The 14522-nt window shown below is 45.1% G+C and carries 7 protein-coding genes; 5 read left to right on the top strand and 2 right to left on the bottom strand.

Translation table 11 applies throughout. The features are described 5' to 3' along the window. Window positions 1-45 precede the first annotated feature (45 nt). The 5 genes from GD631_RS04280 to GD631_RS04260 all read left to right on the top strand — a co-directional run bounded on the left by GD631_RS04280 (window position 46) and on the right by GD631_RS04260 (window position 10476). Window positions 46-3045, top strand: coding sequence for a SusC/RagA family TonB-linked outer membrane protein (locus GD631_RS04280; RefSeq protein WP_143258847.1), 3000 nt, complete (start codon window positions 46-48; stop codon window positions 3043-3045). 42 nt (window positions 3046-3087) lie between these two features. Further along, window positions 3088-4551, top strand: coding sequence for a RagB/SusD family nutrient uptake outer membrane protein (locus GD631_RS04275; RefSeq protein WP_370511915.1), 1464 nt, complete (start codon window positions 3088-3090; stop codon window positions 4549-4551). A 36-nt stretch (window positions 4552-4587) separates the two neighbouring features. After that, window positions 4588-6102: a SusE domain-containing protein gene (locus GD631_RS04270; protein WP_143258960.1), complete on the top strand. Its 1515-nt coding sequence runs from the start codon at window positions 4588-4590 to the stop codon at window positions 6100-6102. 14 nt (window positions 6103-6116) lie between these two features. Next, complete coding sequence (locus tag GD631_RS04265) at window positions 6117-7895, top strand: endo-dextranase (RefSeq protein WP_143258849.1); 1779 nt, start codon at window positions 6117-6119, stop codon at window positions 7893-7895. 76 nt (window positions 7896-7971) lie between these two features. Next, window positions 7972-10476: a glycoside hydrolase family 31 protein gene (locus GD631_RS04260; RefSeq protein ID WP_143258961.1), complete on the top strand. Its 2505-nt coding sequence runs from the start codon at window positions 7972-7974 to the stop codon at window positions 10474-10476. Window positions 10477-10618: 142 nt separating this feature from the next. Here GD631_RS04260 and GD631_RS04255 read toward each other — a convergent pair whose 3' ends face one another. Further along, on the bottom strand, window positions 10619-12799 hold the full coding sequence (locus GD631_RS04255) for a glycoside hydrolase family 16 protein (protein WP_143258850.1): 2181 nt from the start codon (window positions 12797-12799) through the stop codon (window positions 10619-10621). Window positions 12800-12851: 52 nt separating this feature from the next. Further along, entirely contained in the window at window positions 12852-14513 is a 1662-nt protein-coding gene (locus tag GD631_RS04250; RefSeq protein WP_143258851.1) for a RagB/SusD family nutrient uptake outer membrane protein, read from the bottom strand. Window positions 14514-14522: the final 9 nt, after the last annotated feature.

Below are 14522 nucleotides of genomic sequence, written 5' to 3'. Positions count from 1 at the left end.
AACGAAAACAAAAGTAACCCTAATATTAACTTTAAATTAATGTACATGAAACAGAGTATGAAGTCGAAAGGCTTTGAACGCCGCCTCTTACTGATAATGTGTGGCTTGTTCCTATCTCTTAGTGCATTCGCACAACAGATTTCCATAAAAGGACATGTAGTAGATGCCACGGGCGAGCCGGTGATCGGTGCCAGTGTGGTAGAAGGACGTACAACGAACGGTACGATTACCGATATAGACGGTAACTTCTCATTAAGCGTTTCTGCCAACAGTACGCTGACTATTTCTTTTGTCGGCTATAAGACGCAGACAGTTCCCGTGAACGGGAAAAACTCATTGAAAGTAACCTTGCAGGAAGATACGGAAGTATTGGACGAAGTAGTAGTGGTGGGTTACGGAACAATGAAAAAGAGCGATTTGACCGGTGCCGTATCTTCTGTCGGAGTGAAGGACATCAAAGACTCTCCGGTAGCCAATATCGGTCAGGCAATGCAGGGAAAAGTATCCGGCGTGCAGATTATCGATGCCGGTAAACCGGGTGATAATGTCACCATTAAGATCCGTGGCTTGGGGACGATCAATAACAGTAACCCGCTGATTGTCATTGACGGAATTCCTACCGACTTGGGATTGTCTTCCTTGAATATGGCTGATGTGGAACGGGTAGACGTATTGAAGGATGCTTCGGCAACAGCTATCTACGGTTCGCGTGGTGCAAACGGTGTGGTGATGATTACCAGTAAACGTGGTGCCGAAGGTGCCGGAAAAGTAACGGTAAACGCAAACTGGGCTATCCAGAATGCCACTAAAGTGCCCGATATGCTGAATGCCGCGCAATATGCCGCCTTGAGCAATGATATGCTGTCTAACAATAACGATAATACGAATCCTTACTGGGCAGATCCTTCTTTATTGGGAACAGGAACGAACTGGCTCGATGAGATGCTACGTACGGGAGTGAAGCAAAGCTACTCGGTTAGCTATTCCGGTGGTACGGAAAAGGCACATTACTATGTATCCGGTGGTTTCCTCGATCAGTCCGGTATCGTAGAAAGCGTTAATTACCGCCGCTTCAACTTTCAGGCAAATAGCGATGCCCAGGTTAATAAATGGTTGAAGTTCACTACCAACCTGACGTTCAGCACTGACGTGAAAGAAGGAGGAAGCTATAGCATCGGAGATGCCATGAAAGCACTTCCCACCCAGCCGGTGAAGAATGAAGACGGTAGCTGGAGCGGTCCCGGACAGGAAGCGCAATGGTATGGAAGTGTCCGCAACCCGATCGGCACACTGTACATGATGACTAACGAGACAAAAGGATATAACTTCCTGGCAAACATCACCGGAGAGATTGCCTTTACCAAATGGTTGAAGTTGAAAAGTACCTTTGGTTATGATGCCAAATTCTGGTTTGTCGACAACTTTACTCCGGCTTACGACTGGAAGCCGAATCCGGTAGAAGAATCTTCCCGTTATAAGAGCGACAATAAAGCCTTTACCTATTTGTGGGATAATTATTTTGTATTCGACCATACTTTTGCCCGGAAACATCGCGTAGGTGTAATGGCTGGTTCTTCCGCCCAATGGAACAACTACGATTACCTGAATGCTCAAAAGAATATCTTTATGTTTGATAATATCCATGAGATGGACAACGGCGAGAAGATGTACAGTATCGGCGGCAGCCAGAGCGACTGGGCACTGCTTTCTCTGATGGCACGTCTCAACTATTCTTACGAGGATAAATACCTGCTTACAGCCACTGTGCGCCGTGACGGTTCCTCCCGCTTCGGTAAGAACAACCGTTGGGGAACATTCCCTTCCGTTTCTCTGGCATGGCGTATTTCGCAGGAAGAATGGTTCCCGAAAGACAACTCGCCGGTGAATGACCTCAAACTGCGTATCGGATACGGTGTGACCGGTAATCAGGAAATCGGTAACTACGGCTTTGTTGCTTCCTACAATACGGGAGTCTATCCTTTCGGCAACAACAATTCCACCGCTTTGGTATCTACCACCCTTTCCAATCCGAATATTCATTGGGAAGAAGTACGCCAAACCAACTTCGGTGTGGATATGAGCCTGTTCAATTCACGTGTCAACCTTTCGCTGGATGCCTATATCAAGAAGACAACTGACATGTTGGTGAAAGCTTCCATCCCTATCACCTCCGGTTTTGAAGATACTACTGAAACCTTTACCAATGCCGGAAAGATGCGTAACAAAGGAGTGGAAATGACTCTGCGCACCATCAACCTGAAAGGTCTTTTCTCCTGGGAATCCGCTTTAACGGCTACCTATAACAAGAATGAAATTCTGGACCTGAACAGCGAAACCCCGATGTTTATCAATCAGATAGGTAACTCATACGTGACTATGCTTAGAGCCGGTTATCCCATCAATGTATTCTACGGATACATGACCGACGGACTTTTCCAAAACTGGGACGAAGTAAACCGCCACGCCACCCAACCGGGAGCCGCTCCGGGTGACATTCGTTTCCGGGATTTGAATAACGATGGAGTCATCAACGATGAAGACCGTACCGTTATCGGCAACCCGAATCCGAACTGGTTCTTCTCTTTAAGCAATAATTTCTCTTATAAAGGATGGGAACTCTCCGTTTTCCTGCAAGGCGTATCGGGAAACAAGATTTATAACGCCAACAATGTTGACAACGAAGGAATGGCAGCCGCTTACAACCAGACCACAGCCGTATTGAACCGCTGGACGGGTGAAGGAACCAGTAACTCTATGCCCCGTGCCATTTGGGGAGACCCGAACCAAAACTGCCGTGTATCCGACAGGTTTGTGGAAAACGGTTCCTATCTCCGTCTGAAGAATATCACGCTTTCGTATACACTGCCCAAAAAGTGGATGCAAAAGATTCAACTGGAAAATGCCCGCATCTCTTTCTCTTGCGAGAATGTGGCAACTATCACCGGATATTCCGGCTTCGACCCGGAAGTTGACGTCAATGGTATCGACAGCAGCCGCTACCCGATCTCACGTACGTTCAGCATGGGCTTGAACTTTAACTTTTAAATCAGGAGGAAGAATATGAAAAAGATAACCACTTTGGTATTTATGTTTGCCATATTGGCATTGACATCATGTAATGATTTCTTAGATAAATATCCTAAATATGGCGTCGATCCCGAATCGGAAGTGACGAACGAGATTGCTGTGGCACTGACTACTGCCTGCTACAAGACGCTTCAGTCATCTAATATGTATAACCAGCGTATCTGGAGCCTCGACATCATTGCAGGCAACAGTGAAGTAGGGGCCGGAGGAGGTACTGACGGTTTGGAGACTGTTCAGGCTTCCAATTTCATTGCTCAGAGCGACAACGGCTTTGCCTTGTATGTATGGCGTTCTCCGTGGGTAGGGATCGGACGTTGCAACATTGTGCTTTCCAATCTGCCTTCGGCATCTATCTCCGATGAGATAAAGACTCGTTGCATGGGTGAGGCTTATTTCCTGCGTGCACATTATTATTATATACTGGTTCGCCTGTATGGTGGAGTACCTTTGCGTTTAACCCCGTTTGAACCGGGAGAATCTACGGATATTGCCCGTAATACGGTAGATGAGGTATATGCTCAAATCCTTTCCGACTGTAAGAATGCGGTGACTATGCTTCCTCCGAAAAGCAGTTATGGAGATGCCAACAGGGGACGTGCCTGTAAAGAGGCTGCAATGGCTATGCTGGCAGATATTTACCTGACACTGGCTCCTAATCATCGTGACTATTATAATGAAGTAGTGACCTTGTGCAATAACATTGCTGCAATGGGATATGATCTGACTCAATGCAATTATGCCGATAACTTTAATGCTACAATCAATAATGGTGCAGAATCTCTCTTCGAAGTGCAATACTCCGGTAGTACGGAATATGACTTCTGGGGCGGTGATAACCAGTCATCCTGGCTGTCTACCTTCATGGGGCCTCGTAATTCGGGTATGGTAGCCGGTGCTTATGGATGGAACTTGCCTACGGAAGAGTTCTTCAAGCAATACGAAGACGGTGATTTGCGGAAAGACATCACTGTGTTGTATCAGGGCTGTCCTGCTTTTGACGGCATGGAATACAGACGTTCCTGGTCGAATACGGGTTATAACGTACGTAAGTTCCTTGTGTCGAAAACCGTCTCTCCGGAGTATAATACCAACCCCAACAATTTTGTAGTATACCGTTATGCGGATGTCTTGCTGAAGAAAGCGGAAGCCTTGAATGAGCAGGGACATCCGGATCAGGCTGCCGAACCGCTGAATATCGTTCGTAAGCGTGCCGGACTGACAGAGCTGCCGACTACTTTGACGCAGACCGAAATGAGAGAAAAGATTATTCACGAACGCCGGATGGAACTTGCTTTTGAGGGACACCGCTGGTTCGATATGATCCGGATTGATAATGGAAATTATGCATTGACATTCCTGAAATCCATCGGTAAGAATAATGTGACTAAAGAACGTCTCCTGTTGCCTATTCCGCAGACGGAGATGGACTCCAATCACCTGATGACTCAAAATCCCGGTTATTAATCCGTTTTATAATCATTCATTTAGACAAATAATATGATGAAGAAATATATATATCAGTTGTTATGCTCTCTTTTCATCGGTGGAACGATGGTTGCCTGTACCGAGGATTATATGGAGACAGATAAAGGACATGATACTCTCACCCTTTCGGTGAATCAACAGGAGCTGGTGTTGAACGAAAAGAACCATAGCCAAGAGGCGCTGGCGCTTTCATGGACTACCGGAACGAATTACGGAAGCGGTAACCGCATCTCTTATACGCTGGAATTGGCTAAGGCAGGGACAGGCTTCGCGAATGCTTATTCGGTAGACTTGGGTACGGGAACGTACCAGTGGACTAAGAAAGTGGAGGAACTCAATCAATTTCTGCATACGCAGTTCGGTATCGGTTATGCCGTGAAAGCGGAGTTGGAAGCACGTATCACAGCTGTTGTTGCCGGAATGGAAGATCAGAAGCAGAGCGCGACAACTGCCTTTACAGTGACTACTTACCAGCCGGTTACTACCACGCTTTACCTGATTGGTGATGCTGCTCCGAACGGATGGAGCGCCGATGACGCAACGGCAATGGAGCGTACGGATAATGGACAGTTTACATGGACAGGAAAACTGAACGTCGGATCGTTCAAGTTTATAACGACTTTAGGAGAATTCCTGCCGTCGTACAACCGTGACGCTACTGCCGGAGAAGAACTCAAACTAGTTTATCGTACATCGGGTGACCAACCGGACGAACCGTTTACAATTGATAAAGAGGCAACTTACATCGTAAAAGTAAACCTGTTAGACCTAACGTTGACACTTACCGAAACAGAAGATATTGGCTGGAGATTTGAAGAATTTTTCATTGTCGGTTCGTTTACCGGTAATGGTAGTTGGGGATTTGAGGCATTGTCTAAAGATGCTGTCCAGATGGATCTGTTCCATTATGGAGCCGTGATTCCCTGGAAAGCAGACGGAGATTTTAAGTTCGCTTCTGTGACGGATTTCGATCAGGCGGATGCTTTCTTCCATCCTACCATGGCTAATGCTCCGTACACTTCGACATCAGTAGTGCTTGGAGGTGACGATAATAAATGGCAGATGAAGGAAGCCGAATGTGGCAAGCCTTATAAAGTATGGTTCTACACAGGAAAAGGAAAAGAAAAGATGCTGATGCGTCCGTTCACTCCTTACGAAGGATTGTATCTGGTGGGTGAGGCAACTCCGAACGGATGGGATTTAGGCAATGCTACTCCGATGACTAAGAGTGCCGACAGTCCTTACATCTTTACCTGGAGCGGCACGCTGAAGGCAGGTGAGATGAAGATATCCTGCGATAAACAGTCAGACTGGAATGGAGACTGGTTTATGGCGGATAAGAGCAATAAGGCTCCGACGGGTGAAGTAGAGACGGCATTGTTCGTTACCAAGTCGGATGCGGAGTTGAGCAGTATGTATCCGGATGCAGATTTGGGTAGTTTGGATAATAAGTGGAATATTCAGGAAGCCGGTTCTTATCGGATTACGATTGACCAGTTGAAAGAGACGATTTCGATTGTGAAACAATAAAACAAGAATTCAAGATGAAGAAAATAATATATTTGGTGGCTGCTTTCCTGTGTATGGCTTGCAGTGACGATCATGGGTCGAACCAGGAGAATGGAGGAGCTTCGGGCGGTGTCACCGAAGTGACTCCGGTAACATCGGATTTAAGTGTGGAACTGTCTACAGATAAGGCTTTCTATAAACCGGGGGAGAAAGTGGTGTTTACAGCAGAAGATGCGTTGCCTGCCGGAACTAAAGTTCGCTATCGTCTTTTAGGGGAGATTGTCGGAGAAGAGTCGGTAAATGGTACCAGTTGGACATGGCAACCGCCTACTACTGATTTCAAAGGATATATGGCGGAACTGTACCGCCAGGAGAATGGTACGGATGTAATTGTCGGTACGATTGCGGTAGATGTATCCAGTGATCCGGCACGTTTCCCCCGTTATGGTTTTGTCGCTGATTTCAGTCGGGAGAAGACGGCCGGGAAGACACAGGAAGAGATGGCGTATCTGAATCGTCATCACATCAATTGGGTACAGTTTCAGGACTGGCATAATAAACATCACTGGCCGTTGGGTGGTACACGCACGCAGTTGGACGAAGTATATATGGACATCGCTAACCGGGAGGTTTATACAAGTTCTGTGAAGAATTACATTGAAGCGCAGCATCGTTTCGGCATGAAGTCTATGTTTTACAATCTTTGTTTCGGGGCGTTGAAGGATGCAGCTACGGACGGGGTGAAGGAGGAATGGTATTTGTTTAAGGATGCTTCTCACACTACTAAAGACAGTCACGATCTGCCGGGCGGATGGAAAAGTAATATTTATCTGGTAGATCCTTCTAATAAGGAATGGCAGAAATATTTGAACGAAAGGAATGATGATGTATATGCGAACTTTGCCTTCGACGGCTATCAGATAGACCAGTTGGGACGACGCAGCACGTTGTACAATTACAAGGGTATTCCGGTCAATCTGCGTGAAGGATATGCTTCTTTTATTGAAGCGACGAAGCAGGCTCATCCGGACAAAAGTTTGGTGATGAATGCGGTCAGCCGTTACGGTGCCCGTCAGATTGGGGAGACTGGTAAAGTTGATTTCTTCTATAATGAGGTGTGGGCGGATGAGGCTGATTTTACCAATCTGAAAGCCATTCTTTATGAAAATGGAGTATATGGCAATTATCAGTTGAATACGGTTTTTGCAGCTTATATGAATTATAATAAAGCGGATAACCGGGGAGAATTTAATACGCCGGGTATCTTATTGACAGATGCTGTCATGTTTGCTTTGGGTGGTTCGCACCTTGAACTGGGAGGCGATCACATGTTGTGCAAAGAGTACTTCCCGAATGAGAATCTGACAATGAGCGAAGAATTGAAAACAGCGATGGTTCGTTATTATGATTTTCTGACTTCTTATCAGAATCTGCTTCGTGACGGTGGTACGGAAAATCGTGTTTCCATAGATTGTACCAATGGCGAAATGAGATTGAATAGTTGGCCTCCTCAACAGGGATCAGTTACTACTTATGCCAAGCAGGTAGGTGGCAAGCAAGTCATACATCTTCTTAATTTCTCGCAAGCGAACAGTCTTAGCTGGAGAGATGTGGACGGTACGATGCCGGAACCGGCTTTGATTACGAAAGCGGCTTTGCAAATGAATCTGTCGGCAAAGGTGAATAAGTTATGGGTAGCGTCGCCGGATGCACACGGAGGAGCCTTGCAGGAATTGGCCTTTACGCAGGAGAACGGAATTGTCTCTTTTACATTGCCTTCCTTGAAATATTGGACAATGATTGTGGCTGAATAAAAGAAATTGCAGCTGAATAAAATGAGTATAGTTCAATAACGCGGCTGTAGCAGAATGACTTAAAATGATAGGTATGATGATTAGATATAGATTATGGGTATGGATGTTGTGCCTGATGTTTCCAACATGGATGTGGGCGGAAAATACGACACGTACATGCTCCTCTTTTACACAGCAGGGACGTCAGGTGACTTTTCACCTGACGGACAGTGCCGCGTTGCAATTGCAACTTTGTAGCTCTTCCGTCGTGAAAATCTGGTTCTCACCCGACGGGCAATTGCAGCGAAGAAATGCTTCGTTTGCAGTGATTAATGAAGAACTGGAAGAGGTAGGAACTATTCATGTGGATGAACAGGCGGCCTGTTACGAGATATTTACTCCGAAGTTGCGTATCCGGGTGAATAAATCTCCGATGAGTCTTCAGATATTCGATAAATATCAGAAACTCTTGTTTAGCGATTATGCCGATAAAGGTCATGTCAGTGAAGGAACGAAGAAGGTGGAATATAAAGTGCTTCGTCGTGACGAGCACTTCTTCGGACTTGGTGAGAAAGCGGGAAAGATGGATCGTCGTGGCGAGTCTTATAAGATGTGGAATAGTGACAAACCTTGTTATAGTGTGGTAGAAGATCCTCTTTACAAGAGTATTCCTTTCTTTATGAGCAATTATCGGTATGGTATTTTTCTTGATAACACCTATAAGACAGAATTCAAATTCGGAACGGAAAGCCGTGATTATTACAGTTTTGAAGCGCCGAACGGGGAAATGGTATATTACTTTATCTTCGGTAAAGACTATAAAGAAATCATCAGCCAATATGTCGGACTGACCGGAAAACCTATCATGCCGCCGAAATGGGCGTTGGGTTTTGCCCAATGCCGCGGTCTGTTGACAAGTGAAAAGTTAAGCCGTGAAATAGCCGAAGGCTACCGGAAACGGGGAATCCCTTGTGATATTATCTATCAGGATATCGGCTGGACAGAATACTTGCAGGATTTCGAATGGCGCAAAGGAAACTATGAAAACCCCAAAAAGATGCTTTCGGATTTGAAGGAGATGGGTTTTAAGGTAGTCGTATCTCAAGACCCGGTAATTGCACAAGCCAATAAAAAACAATGGGAAGAAGCAGACCGCTTAGGATATTTTGTAAAGGACAATACGAACGGCAAAAGCTACGATATGCCCTGGCCGTGGGGTGGGAACTGCGGAGTGGTGGACTTCACCCTGCCTGCCGTAGCCGACTGGTGGGGGGCTTATCAGCAGAAACCGATTGATGATGGTATCTCCGGCTTCTGGACAGATATGGGCGAACCTGCCTGGAGTAACGAAGAGCAGACGGAACGCCTGGTGATGAAGCACCATTTGGGTATGCACGATGAAATCCATAACGTCTATGGCCTGACCTGGGACAAAGTGGTGAAGGAGCAATTTGAAAAGAGGAACCCGGACCGTCGTGTTTTCCAAATGACTCGTGCTGCTTATGCCGGATTGCAACGTTATACGTTCGGCTGGACGGGTGATAGCGGAAACGGAGACGACGTATTGCAAGGTTGGGGACAATTAGCCAATCAGATTCCTGTAATGCTTTCCGCAGGGTTGGGATTAATCCCATTTTCTTCCTGTGATATTACCGGTTACTGTGGGGATATTGAGGATTATCCGGCTATGGCGGAACTCTATACCCGTTGGATTCAATTCGGTGCATTCAATCCTCTGAGCCGTATCCATCATGAGGGAGATAATCCGGTGGAACCATGGCTTTTCGGCCCGGAAGCGGAAAAGAACGCGAAAGCAGCTATCGAACTGAAATATCGTTTGTTGCCGTATATCTACACTTACGCCCGCGAAGCGTATGATACAGGATTGCCTATCATGCGGCCTCTGTTTCTCGAATATCCAATGGATATGGAAACTTTCTCTACGGATGCTCAATTCATGTTCGGTCGTGAATTGTTGGTAGCCCCTGTGGTGAAGAAAGGTGCCCGCACAAAGAACGTGTATCTTCCCGAAGGTACATGGATAGACTACAACAACAAGCAGACGGTCTACACCGGAGAGCAGTGGACTACGGTTGATGCTCCCTTGTCCTCTGTTCCTATGTTTGTGAAGCAAGGTTCTATCATCCCCACCATGCCGGTGATGAACTACACCCATGAGAAACCGGTATATCCACTTACTTTTGAAATCTTCCCCGCACAGGAAGGCGCACAGGCAGTCTTTACTCTTTACGAAGATGAAGGAGAAAACTTAGGATACCAGCGTGATGAATTTGTCAAAACACCGATTGTTTGCAGCACTCTGGCAAATGGATATGAACTGACAGTCTCTGCCCGTGAAGGAAAAGGATACACTGTCCCCGGTCCGAGAAATCTGTTGTTCCGTATTTATTCTGCAAAAGCTCCGAAAGAGGTAACTGCCAAAGGAAAGAAGATAAAGAAGGTAAAACCGGAACGATTGGAAGAAAATTTAGAGAATGATACGGAAACTGTGGCGTGGAGTTGGGATAAAGAAACTGGTGTCTGCAGTGTACGAGTACCTGATAAAGGTGTTGATGAAAAGATTGTGATTATCTCTAAGTAGTAATTATATAAATGGTAGTTTACCGAAGATACTTTCTTTGATTTAAGTACAATACTTTCATACTATAATGTATGAAAAGGAACAGACCACTATTGGTGGAACTGTTCCTTTTTTGTTCAAGACAGATGTGATATGTGATTATTTATTCCGTTACCAGTTTCAGAGAAACATCATCGAACCAATAAATAACATTGTCTGTTGCCGTAGCATTGTAACCGGTCAGTTGGTTATTGGCACCTGCACATAGTTTGAATACAAACTTGACTAGTACATTGGTAGGAATATCTACAGTTACAGCATACTTTTTCCATTCTTTACCTGCCTGATTGATAACTGTTCCCCAAATATCATTTTCGCCGGACTCGATAGTTTGCGCTCCATTTTGCAATACAATTGCCTTCTGGAACTTAGCTTCTTTGGCAATATCTTCATTGTTTTCGCAAAGAGTGATACTGGTGATGAACGGAGATTCCGTCTGATTGGTTTTAGCATAGAAGCTCAATTCGTATTTACCGGGTTTTACTCCTTGTAGTGGGTATGACAAGTCTACTCCCCAGGTATTATCAACTTTCTCGGCGGTATATTTCAAAGAACGATTGCTACCATTAGCTCCTGTGCTGGTATCTATGGAAAGTGACGGATTGGTGACGTCCGGTTTTGCAAACCACATATCCAGAAAGTTCAGGGTATTATTACCTTGTGTCTGCCAGGCTGCATATATTCCCGGTTGTTTATCTGCAGCGAAGTCTTTCTCAAAACTTCCGTTTTTTACCAATTCGGTGGCAGGCTCTTCGCCTTCTCCCGGTCCGGCTTCATCGGTCGGCTCGAGGGTTACTTTGTCGAACCAGTAAACTACATTGTCCGCTTTCTTGCAGTCGTAACCACTCAAACTGTTATTATTTCCCGCACAAGGCTTGAATACGAATTTCACCAGTTTGTTGTCCGGGATATTCACAATCATGGAGTATTGTTTCCATTCTTTTCCTGCCCGGTTGATTTGTGTCCCCCAAATATCGTTGACTCCGGTCTTTATCTCTTGTTTGCCATTTTGAAGAACGATTGCTTTCTGGTATTTCGCTTCTTTGGCTATATCTTCATCATTTTCGCATAGGGTGATGCTGGTAACGAAAGGTGTATCATCCTGATTCGTTTTTACGTAGAAACTAAACTTATATTTACCGGCTTCCACTCCTTGCATAGGATAAGACAAGTCTACGTCCCAACTGTTTGCTACACTGGCAGCATATTTAAGAGAACTACTACTGCCGTTTGCTCCTGTACTACCGTCTACCACCAAAGCATCTCCGGTTTTTGCAAACCACATATTCAGATAATTCAACGTGTTGCTGCCTTGTGTTTGCCAGGCTGCCCATATACCCGGTTTCTTGTCCGCTGCAAAATCCTGTTCAAAGTCTCCGTTTTCAACCAAATTTTCAGACGGTTCCTCTTCTTCCTCATCATCTCCGTCATCCGGTTTGTTTTCTTCTTCCTGTTGGTAATAACGGATATATTCGATTTCCATTTGTCCCGGTAATCCGGAGTCATCAATTTCCCCCGGCCATGTGCCTTCACCACCAAGGGCATAGTTTAGAATCAGATAGTAGGGAACGTCGAACGGCCATTGCTTCATTTCCGCTTCATTTTCCAGATGCATATTCGGATAACTGAATGTTTCCTCACCGTTAATCAGGAATGTCAGTTCTTCCGGAGTCCATTCGAGGGTGTATAGGTTGAATTCATTTTCCTTATAAGTCCCGCCTCCTGCACGTGGTGGGTTTTTGTCCAGACCTAAATCCAACGTATAGTGACTATGTACTGTATGCCAAGCTACTTTCTCAAGGCTGACTTGTTCCATAATATCGATTTCTCCTCCATACTCATTTGCTCCCGGAGGATTTGGATACTGCCGTTGTACCGGTAGTAACCAAATAGCCGGCCAACCTCCCTGTAAACTGTTGAACTTGGCGCATATCTCCAGCTTTCCATACTTGAATCCCGCTTTTCCACGTGTGCTTATACCTCCGGTCATGTACTGACCGTCTTTTTTCTCTGCGCGTAGAATGAGTCTTCCGTTTTGTACATAAGCTTGTTCTGTATTTCCCGTTAAATATTTGTTCCATGGAGAATTACCTTTCGGCTCAAAAATCCATTTGTCTGCATCAAATTGGGGACCTTCCTGATTAAACTCTTCCGACCAGATCAATTTCCAGCCGTCTATTGCCTTTGATTCGTCTTTGGCATGTAGTGTATAGATATTGATGTCTTCCGACTGGCAGGATAATACTCCAATCCATAACAATAAAATGCTTATTACTTGTTTCATAGCTGTTCCTTTTAAATATTAAAATATAAGGGGGAGACAGCGGGAGTAGTCATTACTCCCAGCCGTCGTTTTGTGTTAAGTTGCCATTTTTATAAATCTCCGATTGAGCGATAGGATAAAGATTCATCTTTTCGTCCCAGACGCGTGTCTGTATCTTCACCGGAGTATAACTGTATTTTGATCCTTTTTTAGTGACTTTTACTCCATAGATATCTTTCACTACATCTCCGATCATCCAGCGGCGGATGTCCCAAAAACGATGATCCTCGAAAGCGAGTTCTATGCGGCGTTCGTTGCGCAGACGAGTGGTGAAGTCATCTCCATTGTCCGTAATATTAGGCATATTGGCTGCGCTACGAACCATATTCAGAGCTGTGCGTGCTGACATTGGCAGTTCATCGGCATCGGAGGTATAGTCCGGTCCGCCAAGTTCGTTCATGGCTTCTGCATAGTTCAGCAATGTTTCTGCATATCTGAACAGGATGAAGTGATGAGGCTTTTTGATCGGATTGGTTGGAGACAGGGAGACTGTTTCATTCATATATTTGCGTAGATAATATCCGGTCAGTGTGGCTCCCGTAATGGGTGATGCATTTCTGCCACCTTCGAATGTTTCTATTTTGGTACCCATGAAGGAAGCTTCATTGTAAAGGATAGCTTTGTAGAAACGCGGATCACGTCCGGAGTATGGTTTGGATGCATGTTTGGTATTTTCCCAGCTGAACGGAGTGCCGTCCGCCATTTCGTAAGCATCGACCAGGTTTTGTGTTGGAGTATTGCCACTGTTTCCGTTCTCGAAACCGATTGGAAGGTTTCTTGATTCGAAAGCGTTGTCGTCATTGTTACGGCGTTCAAAAATCAGTTGGGACGAGTTGAGAACTACGTTTCCTCCGTTCACGTCATACAAAGGATCAACATCAATGTTGGGTAAAGTGTACCATCCCGTTTTAATAATGTCATAAGATGCTTTGGCAGCTTTCTTCCATTTGTCAGTGGCGTGAGAAGGATTGTGAAGTTTGCTGGCAGCATACAGTAAAGCGCGTGCCTTGACAGACATGGCCATTCCTCGTGTAGCACGTCCGGTCTCATTATAGAAATCTTTGTAACTGACTGGTAATTCCGGTGCTGCCTTGTCACATTCATCGACAATAAAATCAATCACTTTGTCAAACGGAGTCTTTTCTACGGAATTAATCTCATCTATCTGATAAGTGCGTGTCAACAGGGGGATATCACCATAACGTTTGGCTAGCTCCAAATAGAAGAAAGCACGGAGGGCACGTACTTCATGTACGCGCATTTTAGCTTTTTCCACATCAATTTCGTAATCCACATTCCATTTGAAACGTTCCAGTACCTCGAGCGAATAGTTTTCCAGGAATGAATTGGCTTCACGGATAGCAGTATAGTAGTTTCCCCATACATCATCTACTGTTTTGAGCGGGCTCCAGGTTCCATTATATACATTATATACGCTGCTTTGATTCCAAGTATATACAGCGTTGTCTGTTGCGGCATCCCTTAGCGCATCTCCTATTGCACCGAAGTCTTGTGGTAATTGAGAGTAAACAAAAGTCGATAAGCTTGTTACATTGCTGAAATAGGAGTACATTTCTTCTTTTGTCATTCCGGTGGTTTCATCGAAATCCAGATAATCGCATCCGGTGAAGAGAGCTGCTATGCAGGCTGTTGTGATATATTTAGTTAGTTTCATAATGCTTTC

It is taken from the genome of Bacteroides luhongzhouii (assembly GCF_009193295.2).
GTDB lineage: Bacteria > Bacteroidota > Bacteroidia > Bacteroidales > Bacteroidaceae > Bacteroides > Bacteroides luhongzhouii.
The sequence above is the reverse complement of the archived record's forward strand: the minus strand, read 5'-3'. Positions and strand labels throughout refer to the sequence as shown.

Excerpts from the sequence above, each read along its gene's own strand:
- GD631_RS04265 (WP_143258849.1), top strand. The coding sequence starts at position 6,117 with ATGAAGAAAATAATATATTTGGTGGCTGCTTTCCTGTGTATGGCTTGC.
- GD631_RS04270 (WP_143258960.1), top strand. The coding sequence starts at position 4,588 with ATGAAGAAATATATATATCAGTTGTTATGCTCTCTTTTCATCGGTGGA.
- GD631_RS04255 (WP_143258850.1), bottom strand. The coding sequence starts at position 12,799 with ATGAAACAAGTAATAAGCATTTTATTGTTATGGATTGGAGTATTATCC.
- GD631_RS04280 (WP_143258847.1), top strand. The coding sequence starts at position 46 with ATGAAACAGAGTATGAAGTCGAAAGGCTTTGAACGCCGCCTCTTACTG.
- GD631_RS04250 (WP_143258851.1), bottom strand. The coding sequence starts at position 14,513 with ATGAAACTAACTAAATATATCACAACAGCCTGCATAGCAGCTCTCTTC.
- GD631_RS04275 (WP_370511915.1), top strand. The coding sequence starts at position 3,088 with ATGTTTGCCATATTGGCATTGACATCATGTAATGATTTCTTAGATAAA.
- GD631_RS04260 (WP_143258961.1), top strand. The coding sequence starts at position 7,972 with ATGATTAGATATAGATTATGGGTATGGATGTTGTGCCTGATGTTTCCA.